Annotated in this window: 14 protein-coding genes and 1 pseudogene (1 of these 15 running past the window's edge); 5 read left to right on the forward strand and 10 right to left on the reverse strand. The window is 53.8% G+C overall.

Features of this window, described 5'->3' with window-relative positions:
- The 4 genes from HZB23_02525 to HZB23_02540 form a co-directional block, all read left to right on the forward strand.
- On the forward strand, positions 1–374 hold a 374-nt coding region (locus HZB23_02525; GenBank protein ID MBI5843528.1), incomplete at its 5' end, for a hypothetical protein.
- A gap of 40 nt (positions 375–414) precedes the next feature.
- Positions 415–939, forward strand: coding sequence for an NUDIX hydrolase (locus HZB23_02530; protein MBI5843529.1), 525 nt, complete (start codon positions 415–417; stop codon positions 937–939).
- Between the two features lie 85 nt (positions 940–1,024).
- Positions 1,025–2,698, forward strand: a complete 1,674-nt coding sequence (locus HZB23_02535; protein MBI5843530.1) for a hydantoinase/oxoprolinase family protein — start codon at positions 1,025–1,027, stop codon at positions 2,696–2,698.
- Positions 2,698–4,005: a histone deacetylase gene (locus HZB23_02540; protein MBI5843531.1), complete on the forward strand. Its 1,308-nt coding sequence runs from the start codon at positions 2,698–2,700 to the stop codon at positions 4,003–4,005. The genes HZB23_02535 and HZB23_02540 overlap by 1 nt, the downstream gene beginning before the upstream one ends.
- Before the next feature lie 92 nt (positions 4,006–4,097).
- Here the strand turns inward: HZB23_02540 and HZB23_02545 are convergent, their stop codons facing one another.
- The 10 genes from HZB23_02545 to HZB23_02590 all read right to left on the reverse strand — a co-directional run bounded on the left by HZB23_02545 (position 4,098) and on the right by HZB23_02590 (position 13,930).
- Positions 4,098–5,096 carry a 4Fe-4S binding protein gene (locus HZB23_02545; GenBank protein MBI5843532.1) on the reverse strand — a complete coding sequence of 333 codons (999 nt, stop codon included), beginning with the start codon at positions 5,094–5,096 and terminating at the stop codon, positions 4,098–4,100.
- Between the two features lie 11 nt (positions 5,097–5,107).
- Positions 5,108–5,782, reverse strand: coding sequence for a hydrogenase nickel incorporation protein HypB (hypB, locus tag HZB23_02550; GenBank protein MBI5843533.1), 675 nt, complete (start codon positions 5,780–5,782; stop codon positions 5,108–5,110).
- Positions 5,783–5,973: 191 nt separating this feature from the next.
- Positions 5,974–6,321, reverse strand: a complete 348-nt coding sequence (gene hypA / locus HZB23_02555; GenBank protein MBI5843534.1) for a hydrogenase maturation nickel metallochaperone HypA — start codon at positions 6,319–6,321, stop codon at positions 5,974–5,976.
- A 143-nt stretch (positions 6,322–6,464) separates the two neighbouring features.
- A complete protein-coding gene (locus HZB23_02560) occupies positions 6,465–7,115 on the reverse strand; it encodes a YggS family pyridoxal phosphate-dependent enzyme (protein MBI5843535.1) in 651 nt (216 codons plus the stop codon).
- 55 nt (positions 7,116–7,170) lie between these two features.
- Positions 7,171–7,761 carry a septum formation inhibitor Maf gene (gene maf, locus HZB23_02565; GenBank protein MBI5843536.1) on the reverse strand — a complete coding sequence of 197 codons (591 nt, stop codon included), beginning with the start codon at positions 7,759–7,761 and terminating at the stop codon, positions 7,171–7,173.
- A gap of 118 nt (positions 7,762–7,879) precedes the next feature.
- Complete coding sequence (locus HZB23_02570; protein MBI5843537.1) at positions 7,880–9,205, reverse strand: hypothetical protein; 1,326 nt, start codon at positions 9,203–9,205, stop codon at positions 7,880–7,882.
- A complete protein-coding gene (locus HZB23_02575) occupies positions 9,195–10,055 on the reverse strand; it encodes a polyprenyl synthetase family protein (GenBank protein MBI5843538.1) in 861 nt (286 codons plus the stop codon). Before HZB23_02575 ends, HZB23_02570 begins: the two co-directional genes overlap by 11 nt.
- Positions 10,055–10,879, reverse strand: coding sequence for a UbiA prenyltransferase family protein (locus HZB23_02580; GenBank protein ID MBI5843539.1), 825 nt, complete (start codon positions 10,877–10,879; stop codon positions 10,055–10,057). Before HZB23_02580 ends, HZB23_02575 begins: the two co-directional genes overlap by 1 nt.
- A gap of 137 nt (positions 10,880–11,016) precedes the next feature.
- Positions 11,017–12,051 carry a hypothetical protein gene (locus HZB23_02585; GenBank protein ID MBI5843540.1) on the reverse strand — a complete coding sequence of 345 codons (1,035 nt, stop codon included), beginning with the start codon at positions 12,049–12,051 and terminating at the stop codon, positions 11,017–11,019.
- Between the two features lie 283 nt (positions 12,052–12,334).
- On the reverse strand, positions 12,335–13,930 hold the full coding sequence (locus tag HZB23_02590) for a radical SAM protein (GenBank protein ID MBI5843541.1): 1,596 nt from the start codon (positions 13,928–13,930) through the stop codon (positions 12,335–12,337).
- Positions 13,931–14,332: 402 nt separating this feature from the next.
- Here HZB23_02590 and HZB23_02595 point away from each other — a divergent pair.
- Positions 14,333–14,738, forward strand: a pseudogene (locus tag HZB23_02595) (radical SAM protein); it runs 215 nt beyond the window's last position.

The raw sequence follows: 14,738 nt of genomic DNA on the forward strand, positions 1-14,738 counted from the left end.
TAGGGTCGCGCTCCGTTACGGGCGCCACGGTGCTTTCGCCCCAGAACCTTCCCAGAAGGCTTTCGGGCAAGCTCTACACCCTCATCCAGAACGTCTATCTTGGAATGAACTACCCGGATACCCAGTGCGGGTTCAAGATGTTCACCAATAAGGCCGCGAAAAGGCTTTTCGCCCTTCAGAAGCTCGACAGCGTCATATTCGATGCGGAAATCCTGTGGCTGGCCAAGGTGCACGGATTTTCCACGGCCCAGTTTCCGGTTAAATGGACCCACGTGGAAAACTCACGAATCCAGTATGATTCCTTAAAAAAATCCCTATTTATTTTCGAGGAGCTTTTCAGGATAAGGAAACTTCACCGGAAAGACCCCCCTTAGGCCGACCGGAGTCCGCTACATCGCCGTGCGAAAGGATTTCATGGATACCGAAGAACTGCACCGGGGAAGGGTTTTCCGCCTGATGCGGGAAACCGCAATGCTGCCCACCGGGCGCGTGGCCACCTACGAGGTGGTGCGGCATCCGGGAGCTGCTGCCATGCTGGCCGTAACCGACGAGGGCGGGATTCTGCTTCTCCGCCAGCACCGCCACGCGGTGGGCGGTGAAATCTGGGAGATACCGGCAGGCACATTGAATCCGGGCGAGATTCCCGAAGAGTGCGCAAGGCGCGAGCTCATCGAGGAAACCGGTTTTTCGGCGGGCGCGATGGAGCTTTTATCGTCCATACTGCCGGTTCCCGGCTATTCCGACGAGGTCATCCACATCTTTCTGGCAACGGGCCTTTCTCCGGCCACCCAGAACCTTGATCCGGACGAGGTCATAGAGGTATTTCCGTTTTCCTCCGAGCGCGTGTTCAAAATGATCTCCTCCGGCGAAATACGGGACGGCAAGACCCTTTGCGCCCTTTTTCTGGCAAGTCGGCGAGGGCTCTTTACAATCGCATGACTTTTGATTATGGTCCGGCTCCAAGGTCTAAAAATTCGGAGACTCGCTGTTTTCTTGCATTTTCCAGCCACTATAATGGTGGGGCATGATACTTGGTCTCGATGTAGGCGGTACGCAGACTGATGCGGTCCTGGTGAAGGACGGCCACGTTGTCGCTCACGGAAAAACCGTGAACGGGGCCGATCTTTTGGAAACCCTGGATACGGCCCTGGACCAGGTTCTTTCAGGGGTGGACCCCAAGGAGGTCCGACGGGCGGTTTTCTCCACCACCCTCGCCACCAACGCCATCGTGGAGGACCACCTTGAACCCGCCGGCATGATAGTGAGCTCGGGCCCCGGCATGGACCCCGAATGGTTCACCGTGGGGCCGTCTTATCACGTGGTTTCCGGCTGCATGGACCACCGTGGCACCGAGGTGACCCCCATTGACCGGGGCGCGGTGATGAACGCCGTGTCCGCCATCAAGCGCCAGGGAATACGGGTCGCCGGGGTCGCGGGCAAGTTTTCGGTGAGAAACCCCTTGCACGAGCTCATGATGAGCCAGTGGATCACCGACTCTTTTTCCTACGTGGCCATGGGCCACATCTTTTCGGGAAGCCTCAATTTTCCCCGCCGGGTTGCCACAACTTATCTCAACGCCGCCCTTCACGGGGTCCATCACAGCTTCGTGTCAGCCCTGGAAAAGACCCTCACCCGCCGTGGAATAACTGCCCCTCGCTACCTTTTGAAGCCCGACGGCGGAACCGTGAGCCTTTCCGGCTCATACCGCTTCCCGGCCCAGACCGCCCAGAGCGGCCCGGCGGCAAGCGTAATGGGGGCCCTTGCCCTTGACGGGTGCAGGGAAACCGCGCTCATCCTGGACGTGGGCGGCACCACCACAGACATGGCCATACTCTTAGACGGCGTTCCCCTGTGCGTTCCGCGCGGCATAACCTTAGGGGAATTCCGCACATCCATCCGTTCGCTTCTAACGCGCTCCCTGGGTCTTGGGGGCGACAGCAGGGTTAGGGTGGACGACAAGGGCTGCCTCAAGATCGGCCCCACCCGCGAAGGAAGCGCGGTTGCCTTCGGAGGCCCGGTTCCCACTCCCACCGACGCCATGATAGTGCTCCGGCTCCTCCACGCCGGGGACCTTAAAGCGGCCCGAAGGGCAATGGAGGCGGTGGCCGGTCCCCTCAACCTGCATCCACTGGCCGCAGCAGAGCGAATCCTCACCAACATGGCCCAGACCATAGCCTTGTCCGCCGAGGCTTTCCTGTATTCCGTCAACTCAAGGCCCGTGTACACCATCCACGAGGTCATCGAATGCGCCAGGGTCGCCCCCACCATACTGATCGTCCTGGGCGGGCCAGCGCCCATGCTGGCTCCCTACCTTGCGGCGGCTTTCAACCTTCCGTATCGGATCCCCCGTTTCCACGACGTTGCCAACGCGGTGGGAGCGGCTGCCGCCAGGGTCACCACCGAGGTCACTCTCCAGGCCGACACCCAGCGCGGCACGGCTGTGATCCCGGAAGCAGGACTCGAAATTCCCATCAGGCGCGATTTTTCGATGGAGGCAGCCCTTTCCATGGCGCGGGAAATCCTTGAAAAGCGGGCGTCTGACGAGGGCGCAAGCCCGGACGAACTCGATTTCGCGGTTACCGAGAAAGAGGAGTACAGCATGGTCCGTGGCGGGGCGCGGGTGGGCAAAAACATAAGGTTGAAGCTCACCATTGTTCCGGGAATAGCTCCGGACTGGGCGGAAAAGGAGCAATGCTGATGCTTTCCGCGAAGCGCAAGACCGGCCTGGTCTTTTTTCCGGCATTCGACTGGTCCGTGAGTCCCACCCACCCGGAGAGGGAGGAGCGCCTCCTGTACACCCAGGACCAGGTGATGGAGGAAGGTCTTTTGGACCTTGACGGCGTGGTGGAATACAGGGTCCGGCCCGCCACCTATGCGGATATAAGGCGCACGCATTTTTGCGTACCCGACGAGGCGGCGGTCACAACCGAAAGCCATCTCATCGCCGCCGGAGGCTGCCTTGTGGCGGCGGACGCGGTAATGAAGCGCGAGGTGGATTCGGCCTTCGCCCTGGTTCGCCCGCCCGGCCATCACGCCATGAGGGTGGTGCACGGAAATCGCGGATTCTGCAACATCAACATTGAAGCCGTGATGATCGAGTACATAAGGGACGTCTACAACGTGCGCAAGGTGGCCATAGTGGACACAGACTGCCACCACGGAGACGGCACCCAGGACATTTACTGGCACGACCCGGACACCCTGTTCATTTCCATCCACCAGGACGGACGCACCCTATATCCGGGCACCGGCTTTCCCGCCGACATGGGCGGGCCCAACGCCATAGGCTCCACCATAAACATTCCCCTTCCCCCGCGAACCGGCGAGGAGGGTTTCCGCACGGCCCTGGATGAGCTGGTGATGCCGCTCATAGAGCGGTTCGAGCCCGAACTCATCGTAAACTCGGCAGGCCAGGACAACCACTACGAAGACCCCATCACCCACATGAATTTTTCGGCTCGGGGCTACGCCGATCTCACGGCCCGCCTGAAACCGCACCTGGCGGTTCTGGAGGGCGGCTACTCGGTGGAAAAGGCCCTTCCTTATATCAACGTGGGCATCATCATGGCCATGGCCGGGCTTCCCACGGCCACGGTGAAGGAGCCCAATTACGACACCGAGTACGAGGCCCAGACACCCGAAGTCGACAAGTACGTGGATCAGACCATATCCACCGTGCGAAAGCAGTTCATAACAAGCCAGCCCCCGCCCGACATCAACAAGGACGGGCGTATAATAGAGCGCCGCCGCAACATCTTCTACGACACGGACATGATCCAGGAGCTCCAGACCGAGCGCATCCGCCGCTGCCGCGACTGCGCCGGGGCCCTTTGGATCGAATCGTCCTCAAGCCGGGGATACAGGATTCTGGCAATTCACGTTCCGCGCTGGGCCTGCCCGGCCTGCCAGAAACAAGCCCGGCAATGGTGCGAGTCGGTGCCCGCAAAGACCTACGACAAGGTCTATATCCAGGACCGCACGAAAAATTCCTACACCGTGATCTGAAAAGCCCCGGTTTTGGACGAATAAACAAATGGCGGGTGGACAAAAATCGTCCATCCGCCATTTTTCGTGATGCTTATCGGGCCAAGCCGCGATCAGGCGGCGGGGATGAACTCCCTGGGCCTCGATTCCACGAGGGTCAGGGCTCCCGACGGGCAGACCACCTGGCAGACTCCGCAGCCCATGCACTTATCCGCGTTTATCACAGCCGCGTTCTTTTTCTCGTCCATGCTTATGGCCGAAAACCAGCAGCGGTCCACGCAGGCCCCGCAGGCCTCACAGGTGTCGGCGTCGATTTTCGCAAGGTAGCGGCTTGGGTCGGTCATCCTGGTGCCGTACTGTATCATCACCGGCATTGCTATGCAGCAGCAGCCGCAGCAGTTGCAGATGAAGTGCATGTCATCCGAGCGGTTCATGGTGACGTGCATCAGGCCCGCCTCCTCGGAGTCCTTCAGGATTTTCAGGGCCTCGTCCTTTGTTATCCGGCGGCCCGTTCCGCGATCTATGTTGTAGTCGGCGGCCTTTCCTATCTGAAGGCAGACTTCCACCGGCTTGTCGCATTTTCCGGCTATGAGGCGGCAGGTGCACTTGGTGACGCAGATTACCTTGGCGGTGTCGATCAGCTCCCGAGCGCTTTCAAAGGAAAGAATCTGATTTTTGGCATCCAGCGACTGCTCAACCGGGATTATGCGGGTGAAGGGCTTGGGAATGGCGCTTTCCACGATTTTTGCGTAGGCCGGCCACTCGGTTTCCATGAATTCCTGCCACAGCTCGAAATACGCCTTGGGGGCTTCGGCCCAGAGAATGGTTGCGTCGTGAAACTGAACAATGTCCCGGTCCATGCGATAGCGCACGCCGTCGGGCTTGACGCTCTTGAAGGCAAGGCCCTTGTGGTAGAACTCCGCCAGCTTTTTCGCGGCTTCCTCAGTTGTTATACCGACCTTGGCCGCCAGTTCCCCGGCGGTTGCCGGAAGGGCCAGAAGCATTCCCGCCTCTTTTTCATCCACCAGCATGGCGAAGAGCTTGGGAATACGCACCGAACCCGGAACCATGATTTTTTCGCCCAGTTTTTCGTAAACCGATTTTTCGCTCATGGGGGCCTTCCTTATTGACGGTTTTTCTTTGCGGCGACCTGGCTCGTAAGCCATTCCATCCATGCGTCAAAGCCTTCCCCGGTCATGGTGGAAAGCGGAAAAATGGGCATCTTGGGATTGACGCTTTTCATGTTTTTAATGGCAAGCTCCGCCGAAAAATTATCCAGATGCGGAAGAAGGTCTATCTTGCTCAAAATCGCCATGTCGCAGACCCTGAACATCAAGGGGTACTTGACCGGCTTGTCCTCGCCCTCGGTGACCGAGAGCACCACCCCGCGCCTGTCCTCGCCCATGTCGAACTCGGCGGGGCACACGAGGTTCCCCACGTTCTCCACGATGAGAAGGTCGATGGATGCAAGATCGAGGGAGGAGACGGCGGAGCGGATGACGTGGGCCGCAAGGTGGCAGTCGCCCCCGAATTCGTCGGTGTTCACCTGGACCACGGGGATATCCGCCTTGGCGAGCCTGTCGGCGTCTATGGTGGAGCAGATGTCGCCAACAATGACCGCACAGCTCATTTTTGGGGCAAGGCGCTTCAAGGTTTCCACTAAAAGCGTGGTTTTCCCTGAGCCGGGGGAACTCATGAGGTTGAACACGAAAACGCCGTTGGCGGCGAACATCTCGCGGTTTTCCTCGGCGATGGAGTCATTGGCGGCCAGAACCCGCTTTACTATCTTGATTTCCATGAAGGTTCATCCTCCAGAATTCGCTGTTACTCGGAGTTAATTGCATAATCGTAGGTTGGGTGGTTCCGGTCCGAAGGACCGGGTTCACCCAACATTTCTCAAATGATTCAAAAGTGTTGGGTGAACCGGAGCAATGCACAGAACCACCCAACCTAAAAAAATTTGCCGTTTCGAGATGTTGTGCAATTACCTCATTCGGATAATTCTATTGAGGCCACGGTAAGTTCCCGGCCCGTGAGAATTTTCAGGTTCGGCCCCTTGCACTTGGGGCATGTGAAATCGGCGTCGGTTATGGTGAAATCGTCATGGCAGTCTTCGCACACAGCGGTTACCGGGATTTCCTCTATGTCGAGCCTTGCGCCTTCAAGGGGAGTGTCCCGGCTGACCACGGTGAAGCAGAACCTCATGCTTTCAGGCACAATGGCTGAGAGCTTGCCCACCCTAAGGGTCACCGCCGTTACGGTTCTGTCCTTGGCCTCAGGGGGAATTGCGGACTTTGCGATGTCCACTATCCGCATGGCGATTCCCATTTCGTGCATGATTGTTTTCCTTCGGGATCGAGTAAGGCGGGGGCTGATTCTTCAGCCGGTTTTTAGACTAAAACAAGTATATGGGAATTGTTATCGTAAGAGGGGCTTTTAGGCAAGAGAAAACAGGAAAAAAAAGAACGTTCGTTTGATTTTTACCGGCGTCCGCCGAAAATGGCGGTTCCGACCCTAATTATTGTTGCGCCTTCCTTTATGGCTTCCTCGAAATCGTGGCTGAGTCCCATGGAAAGCTCGGAAATGGAGGCTTTTTCGATTCCGAGTTCCTCGATTTTTTCCGCGAGTTTCCGTAAGGCCGCAAAGTAGGGCCTTGAATCCTCCGGGTTTTCGGTCCAGGGGGGCATCGTCATCAAGCCCTTGAGATCAAGGTGGGGCAGGGCGGCTATCTTTGCGGCCAGTTCAGGGGCCTCATCCGGCCCGACTCCGCTCTTGCTGGCCTCGCCGCCTACGTTCACCTCGATAAGAACCGCCATGCGCCTGTTTTCGATCAGAAGCCTGCGGGAAAGCTCCCCGGCGAGCCTTTCGGAGTCGATGGCGTGAATACAGTCAAAGAGGCGGGCTGCGTAACGGGCCTTGTTGGTCTGGAGATGGCCTATGAAGTGCCACGAAACAGGAAGACCGGGCAGGGCTTCCATTTTCTCCCTGGCCTCCTGGATGTAGTTTTCGGCGACTATGGACGCCCCCGCATGAACCGCCGCCGCAACCAGGTGGGCGGGAACGGTCTTGGCCACCGCCGCGAGCTTCACCGATAAGGGATCGCGCCCGCAGGCAAGCGCCGCGCGCTCCATGCGCTCACGTACGCGAGCCACGTTTTCGGCGATCAGTCTGGCTGCGGTTTCGGAGTCAGCGTCCACGGCGTCGAAATCCCTCCCGTTCCAGGACCTCAACAACTTCGCACAGGGGAAGCCCCACCACGTTGGTGTAGGAGCCCACCACGCTTTTCACCAGGGCCGCCCCCTTGTCCTGTATGGCGTAGGCCCCGGTCTTGTCCATGGGTTCCCCGGTTTTGACGTACCATTTTATTTCATCGGGCGATAGGTTCTTGAACTGGACCAGAGTTTCTTCAACACCTGAAAATTTGAAGCCCTTTTTGCGGCAGATTATGCACCAGCCCGTGTGCACGATGTGGGCGCGGCCCGAAAGACGGTCGAGCATCCTTTCCGCCTCTTTCTCCGAAGCGGGTTTTCCAAGGATGTCGCCGTCCACCACAACTATGGTGTCAGCGCCTATCACGAAGCTTTCCGGGTAAAGCTCCGCAACCGCCGATGCCTTGATTTCGGCAAGGTGTTTTGCGTGGGCTGCGGGAGTCCCCTTGACTGGGATGTCCTCGTCAACGTCGCTTACGATGATTGAAAATTCAAGGCCCGCGCCTGTAAGGAGTTCTTTCCTTCGCGGCGAGCCTGAGGCAAGTATGAGGGGCAGGGGCTTTTCCATGCCCCTCTTTAGCAAAAAGGCATGGTGGTTGAAAGGCTTTTTACGAAATTTCCCTGAAACCGCGGAGACGGAATATCCGGGCATTTGAGACCGGGGCTGATTTAAAAAAACCTTCTCATCAACTATCTTCATTAAGAAAGATTATCAAAGCAACAAGGCCGTGAAAAGCCATTTTCATTTTGAAAAAAGCCCGGAAACCCAGGGACAGGAGAGAATTTTTCGCGCGAAAGGCGGATTCCCGCCACCAGCCCCGACCTTCGGAGAGCCACCGGCCTTCCTCTTGCGTATGCACCATGGCTGTTCGGATATTAGGAGCGATGCCGATGGGAAGGCCATTTTCGACGCAGACCTCGTAATGGCGCGCAAACACGGGGGCGATCAGCAGCGGATCGGGAGAAGGGGCGTTTTCCAGCATTGTCCCGGTGGAGGGCCTGAAAACGCAGACGGTGGCAACGGCGCCGCATTCCGCCAGAAAGTCCACGGCCGCAAGGCTCATTTCAACGGGTTCTAAGCCTGCTATGATCTCGCCCGCAACCGGACCCTTGCCCCACAGCTTGCGGCAGTAAAGTATGGCGCGGTAAAACATGAGCTGTCCTGGATGAGGGGAAAGCCCTTTCAGGTGTTTTACGGCCAGGTCCCTTCCCCTTCGCAGAAAGGAGTCGTCCGCCTGTCCGGCAAGGCGTCCGAAGGTTTCGGCCTTTCCGGGGCAGACAAGGGGAAACTGCCTTGGGTCGAAAATTTCGAAGCAGAGGGAAATATGGTCCGCCCCAGCCTTTTTAAGGCGGTCGTACCAGGCAAGGTCCAGGGCTGGCGGGCACTGAACTCCGACCAGAAGGCCCGTGCGGCGCTTCACGGCCTCCACGTATGGAAAAACGTTTTCAAGTCCCCCGTCGTTTTCGGCGAAACCCGTGTTGAAATGCACGAAGCTGATGCCTTCATGCTTTCTGGCGGCCCTTGCGGTTTCAACCACGTCCTCCACCGACTTTTGGGCGCTCTCGGTTTCGCCCAGACACAGACCAACGGAGCAGAACCGGCAGTTTTTGGGGGGGGAGCTTTCCCAGAACCGGCATGGCCCGGATGGATACGCCGCAAGGTAGGTTCCTTGCATGACCGCCACCCGGTCCATAGGAAGGCCCGAAGAAGTGAGGTATTCATACCAGGCGGGCATCTGCGGGAGCACTATGGGGCAGACCAGTCGTCCCTGGCTCCACAGGGAGTACCTGCCGGATTTCTTGCGAATGGAAAACGGGGATTTTCTGGCGAAATTCTCCTTCACAGGGATATTTACCCATACCCCGTGCGGAAGGATGGCATCCAGGCCGCTTCCAAGGCCTCCCCGCGTACGCTTGACAGGACGGGTGTCCCCTTCCGGGTCACAACCCGGCTCGATCCTTGCTCCCAGACACAGAAGCTCCAGCTTCAGTCGCCCTGGGTTAATGGACATTGCTGACATTTTTTCGCACCCATCCGGTCAGCACCAAAAGAGAACCGGCGCCGCCAATGCTTCCAGCCTTTTCCTCAGCCATGCCAAGCTCGTTGTGAAGGATTTCCACGGCCCTCTTTCTTCCCACGACATTCGCCACGTTCACGCAACTGCGGGATAAATCCTCGGCGTGTTGATCCGAAATATCGTCCGCGATTTGGAAGGCAACACCCAGGTGAAACCCAAAAGAACGCAGGATTTCACTTTGTTCGCTGGTCGCGCCGCATGCCGCCGCACCGCAAAAGGCCGCTGAGGCAAACAGGTATCCTGTTTTGCCGTAAGCGACTTTGACGGCTTCCTGCTCGGAAGATGCGTTTCCAAGAAGATCGTCCGCCTGCGAAGCCGCCATTCCTATCGGGCCAATGCAACCGGAAAGCTCGGCGGTGATAATTCGGCAGGCCCTATCGGAAAGACCGGACCGGGTGGGCAGATAGAGGGCCAGTGAAACCAGGGAGTGTCCGCATAACACGGAAAGGGCCGCGTCGTGGACAAGGTGATGGGAGGGCCTTCCGTGCCGCGCCTGGGCGTTGTCCATGGCCGGAAGATCGTCCAGGACGAGAGACGCCGCATGAAGCATTTCAACGGAGGCCGCAATGGAAAGGAGCGCCTTGCTGCGCCCGGAAAAAATTTCGCCGGAAAGTATGGCCAGAATGGGCCGGAGCCTCTTGCCGCCCGGAAACAGCGCGTAGCGCATGGCCTCATCCAGAATTTTGGACGTGGAAAAAGGCATGAGCCTTTCCAACTCGTCATTCACCGACTTATGCAGGGCAGAGAAATACTCCGAGGCCGGGTCCTGTTTCAAAGCCGTCATCAACCCATCCCTTCCTGCCCAAAATAGCACACAAGAAGCCCGACTTGAGCCGACATCATCAAAATATACATATGCTTCCAGGCCTTATGGTTTCCCTCAAGGTCTGTGTCAGAAGGCTTCCGCATCAGACGTGCCACGTAAAATCCGTATGAGGCAAGCGCAAGGCTGACGCCTAAGGTGGGGAGCGTTCCGGCGTGGAGAATATGGCCGCCTCCGGGCCTGGGGCAAAGAACCCCCACGGCCAGGAGCATCCAGGGGAAAATGAAGAAGGGCGCTGCCAGCCTTGCTGCCTTTTCCGCTCCGTAAATTACCGGCAGGGTGCGGACGCCAGCCTCGCCGTCGGCTTTCATGTCCGCAAAATCCTTGCTGGTTGCCGCGCCCAGAAGGAACAGCATGAAGATGAGCCCTATAAACCAGGGTTCGATGTCCGAAACCCCTGCAACGCAGGCCCATCCAGCCACCTTTAAAAGGCAGCCTCGTGGAACCGCGATGGTGACATTGGCCCACCAGCCGCGTGACTTCAGGTAAAAGGGTTTTACGGAGTAAAGGACAGTGGCTGTTGCGGCTGCTGCGGCGCACCAAAACGCGCTGTGTTCGCCCGGAACAGGCTCGATCCGAAAGGCCAGGACCAGGGCTGAAGCATACAGAAATGCCGCATACCAAGTGGCCGTTGATACTTTCATCAGCCCACTGGGAAGCACCCTGTGAGGCTTTGCCTTTGCGTCCAGGGCTTTTTCCGTTATTTGATTTAGCACGTTGGAGCCCGCGTTCAGCATTGCCGACATTACGGCCCCGGTAAGAATGAAGGGGCCGTAGGCTTCCATCCCTTCGATAAGGCCGGTTTTTCCGGAAACCCGAAGCGCACCCAGTGCGGCAAGGCTTCCAGTGACGATACCGAGAAAGGGGGGAAGCAGGGTAAAAGGTCTCGTAATGGCCAGAAATGGCAGAATGGAAAGGTTCCTTATATCTTGTTTTTTGTCAAAAGATAAAGCCTGCGCATGCCTTCCGGGATAATAAGGGCAAGGGCGGTGATGGCTGCTCCATAGTACAAGATTTTGAACGGGGCTATCCAGAGTGGCGAAAAGTCTATGAAATTGGAGGCGAAAACAGGAGGCACCAAGGCCGCAAGCAAAAGGATAACGATCCGGCGGCTGCGAACGAACGCCAACAGGGTCAAGTAGCCCAAGGGAATCCAGGACGGGATGAAATTAACGGAAAACCCGGCTGAAATCTCAACGTACAGAACCACTCCCATGAGGATGAAATAGGCAATGAAATCACCGTAGGCTTCCAGGTATCCGGTCAGTTCCTTGCGGCGCGGCAGGGAAAGGTTTTCCGCAAGGATCGTGCGGTTTCCATAAGTTCGCGCACCCTCGGCCAGGATGGGAATGAATATGATGAAACCTAAGCTGGCGTTCATTCCGCAAATAAGAAGCATCAGGAAAGCAAAGACATATCCCAGATAAGGAAGGAAGCCGGAAAAATTTTTCCTCCACGACATCAACAGCATATATGCCATGGAAAAACTTATCGGCCACATCGACCATCCTCCCAAAAGGACATGGGGGACATTGCCCAAAGAACCCGGTCCCAGCGTCACAATGCCGAGGTACGAAATTGCGCTTTCCTCGCCCATCCATTTAAGCTCAGGGTCCTGCCACCATGGAACTCCGCCGCTGCCCCATGTCCACCATCCGGCCGTGGTGCCGCATATCTCAATCAAGTAGGCAACCCCCATGGTCATGGGAATGGAAATGATCATCATAAGGGAGACGTTGCGAGGCAAATGGAGGTTTCTTAAAATTCGGGCACCTAAAGCAAACCCAAGGGCGAAGGTGAAAATATGGCCGACAACGGCGGCAAGAGGTACGCCCAGCAAAGTGACAGCAGCCTGATTGCTGAAACTGTAAACGTGGGGTAAAAGCATGCCGTTGGACTGCATGTACTCCTGCACCAGGAAAAATACAGGCCCGAAAAACAGGCAGTGATAAAGCAAGGCCCGCCCGTAGTTACAGTACAGATAGCACATCAGGATGGCAGTGGCCAGAGTCGCAGAAACGGAAAGCACGAGAAAGGGGACAAGCTGGGGGGTCATAATTCGGGCTCCGGAATTGTGGCGGCCAGGAAATCGAAACTATACAGAATCTGTTCAGACCGGGTTCCACGCAGTCCGGCATACAGGTTCGGCGAGTCTACAAGACTGCCATCGGATTGTCAAAATCTTGTATGTCACAATAATGTGAAAAAATTCGGTAGTAATGTTTCAGGCGTTTAGGCGGTCATGAAATTATACCGAGAAAAGATTCTGGCATGACTTGGCCTGAATTTATGAAATTTTTCATTCCTAAATACTCTTCTAGTATTTTTTTAATATAGAAAGATGGATATTGCGAGCAGTATCGAGAACACTCGATGGGTAATTTCCCTTCGACATAATTTCTTCGGGCAAGATTGAATTCCTCACCGTACCAAATTTCGGAAAGTGACTGGGTGTGAATATTTGATGTGAACGGGGCCATAAAGTGGTTGGCGCATAACTTGGGTCCACCCTGATTATCTATTGCGATTTGAAACCATGGCGCGGGGCAAACAGAATTGTCTATGCAGGTTTCAGAACTTTCAGAACATGGATGTTTCAACATTGGCGAATAATCTTTGAATTGTGTTTCTACATCTTCTATGCTTGGCGGGTCTGAATAAACTGTCGAAACATGCATAGTTTCAAGCTCCAACAATTCTTCGATATTTGTGCTTAAATGAAAATCTCTAATTTTCATAATATTTTTTGATATCAAATATTTAAATTCTTCAATATCGCTATTTTCCATTTTGATATCAAAAGATTCTTTTGAATATAGCCACATTGGATTAAAATATAAACTATTGATTTCATGAGCTTTAACCCATCTCATCATATCCACGATTTCTTTATAATTAAACTTATTTAAGACATTCACACAATTGATATTAGGAAGTTTTTTATTCTTTTTTTTCTTGATTCTATTAAATTTAGCTATAAATGATTCGACTTGTTTTATATAGTCTTTTGAGCCTCTTAAAAATTTGGCGATATTATCGATAGTTGTATGAAGGCTTAAATTAATCTCATCCCATGAAAGGTCTATCATAGCTTCCATTAATGCTTCATTTACAATAAAACCTGATGTATGAGCTACGCCATACATCCCAGATGATTTTACAAGTTTCATTATTGGAATCAAATATTCATCAGAGCTAAACATGTCATTAAAACCGCCAAGAGAAATAATTTTACTGCCCATCTCAGCTGCTTCATTAATTAATTTTAAATAATATTCAATGTCCATTGTAAAATCGAGACCGTTTTCAACTAAAAGTTTTGACACCCATCTTGTAACATAGGCAATAATGATTATCTGCTGGTTGGCATTTAATTGCTGAAGTTCGTATTTCAATTTTATAATAACACGGTATGGAAGATATATTGTAGAAAGCATTGTTGATTCTTTTGATATAGAATCTATATAGTCAATAATATTTGGATTTATATTATTTTCTATTGCGATTAATTTAAGTTGACTGATATTACTATTTAATAAAGCTTCAAGACGCTGTGTATAAGTATAATCAATTTTTAGAAACTCAAAATATACTTTTTTAATATATTGAAGCACACCCGAATATCCAAATTTTTTACATTGTTTGAATGGTCTACTACCACAAAATAAACAATTAAGACGACATGAATATGGTAATAAAATTTGAACCATATAAGGAGCATGCATAATCCCGCGTTCAATATCATTAAAAAAATGGTATAGTTCATTATTGAGATGTTTAAAATTATAATTGACAGGCAAGCATGATTTAACTTTTGAACTTTTTGTAAGCGACATCTATTCATTTCCTTTGGTTGACACGGGCAAAGCAACACACTGCCATAGGAATTTCATGATTGAAACTGACTTAATCTCTCGGCGGCCTGGCTGGCGGAAGTTATCCAATGATTATGCATATTATCTTCCAGTTGCGATGTCAACTTTTTATATACATCAAGGGTTATAACGCGGTTCCGCTCTTCCCAAAGAACTCTTTTTGTCTTGACGATTGCGGGAAGCATGGTTTAGCCTGATGAAAATACCTCCGCACCAAAGGAATCTTGTTGCTTGATACGCCTGAATTCTAAAACGGCTGCGGGCGTATTCTCATACATTTCAAGAGGTTCATACCCGAAGAAACATCGGAAGATTGAAGGCGTCGATTAGTCGCAAAAGTTCGGAATCGTTTACGGAGAAGACATGCCCAGGGAAAAAATACTGTTTCGCGGAATAGACCTCATGGTCACCACCGACTGCAATATGAACTGCAAAGACTGCTATGGCCACCACGACCATGAGCCCGTCAAATACATGGACCTTTCAATGGGAATCAAGGCCACCCGGTTTGCAGCCGACAATTCGCTGAACATGGAAAACGGGCGACCATCGTTCACCGTTGTGTTTTTCGGGGGGGAACCCCTTTTGAACTGGGATTTCATAATCGATTATATAAGCTGGATCGAGAATGAAAAATCAAACAATGTATTCAGCGCTTCTTTGGGGCTTTGCACCAACGGCCTTCTATTGAACCCTGAAAGGATCGAGTTTTTTCAAGAGCATGGGGTGCAGATATTTCTGAGCCTCGATGGCGGCTATGAGCGTCATA

Source organism: Deltaproteobacteria bacterium, assembly GCA_016235345.1.
GTDB lineage: Bacteria > Desulfobacterota > Desulfobacteria > Desulfobacterales > Desulfatibacillaceae > JACRLG01.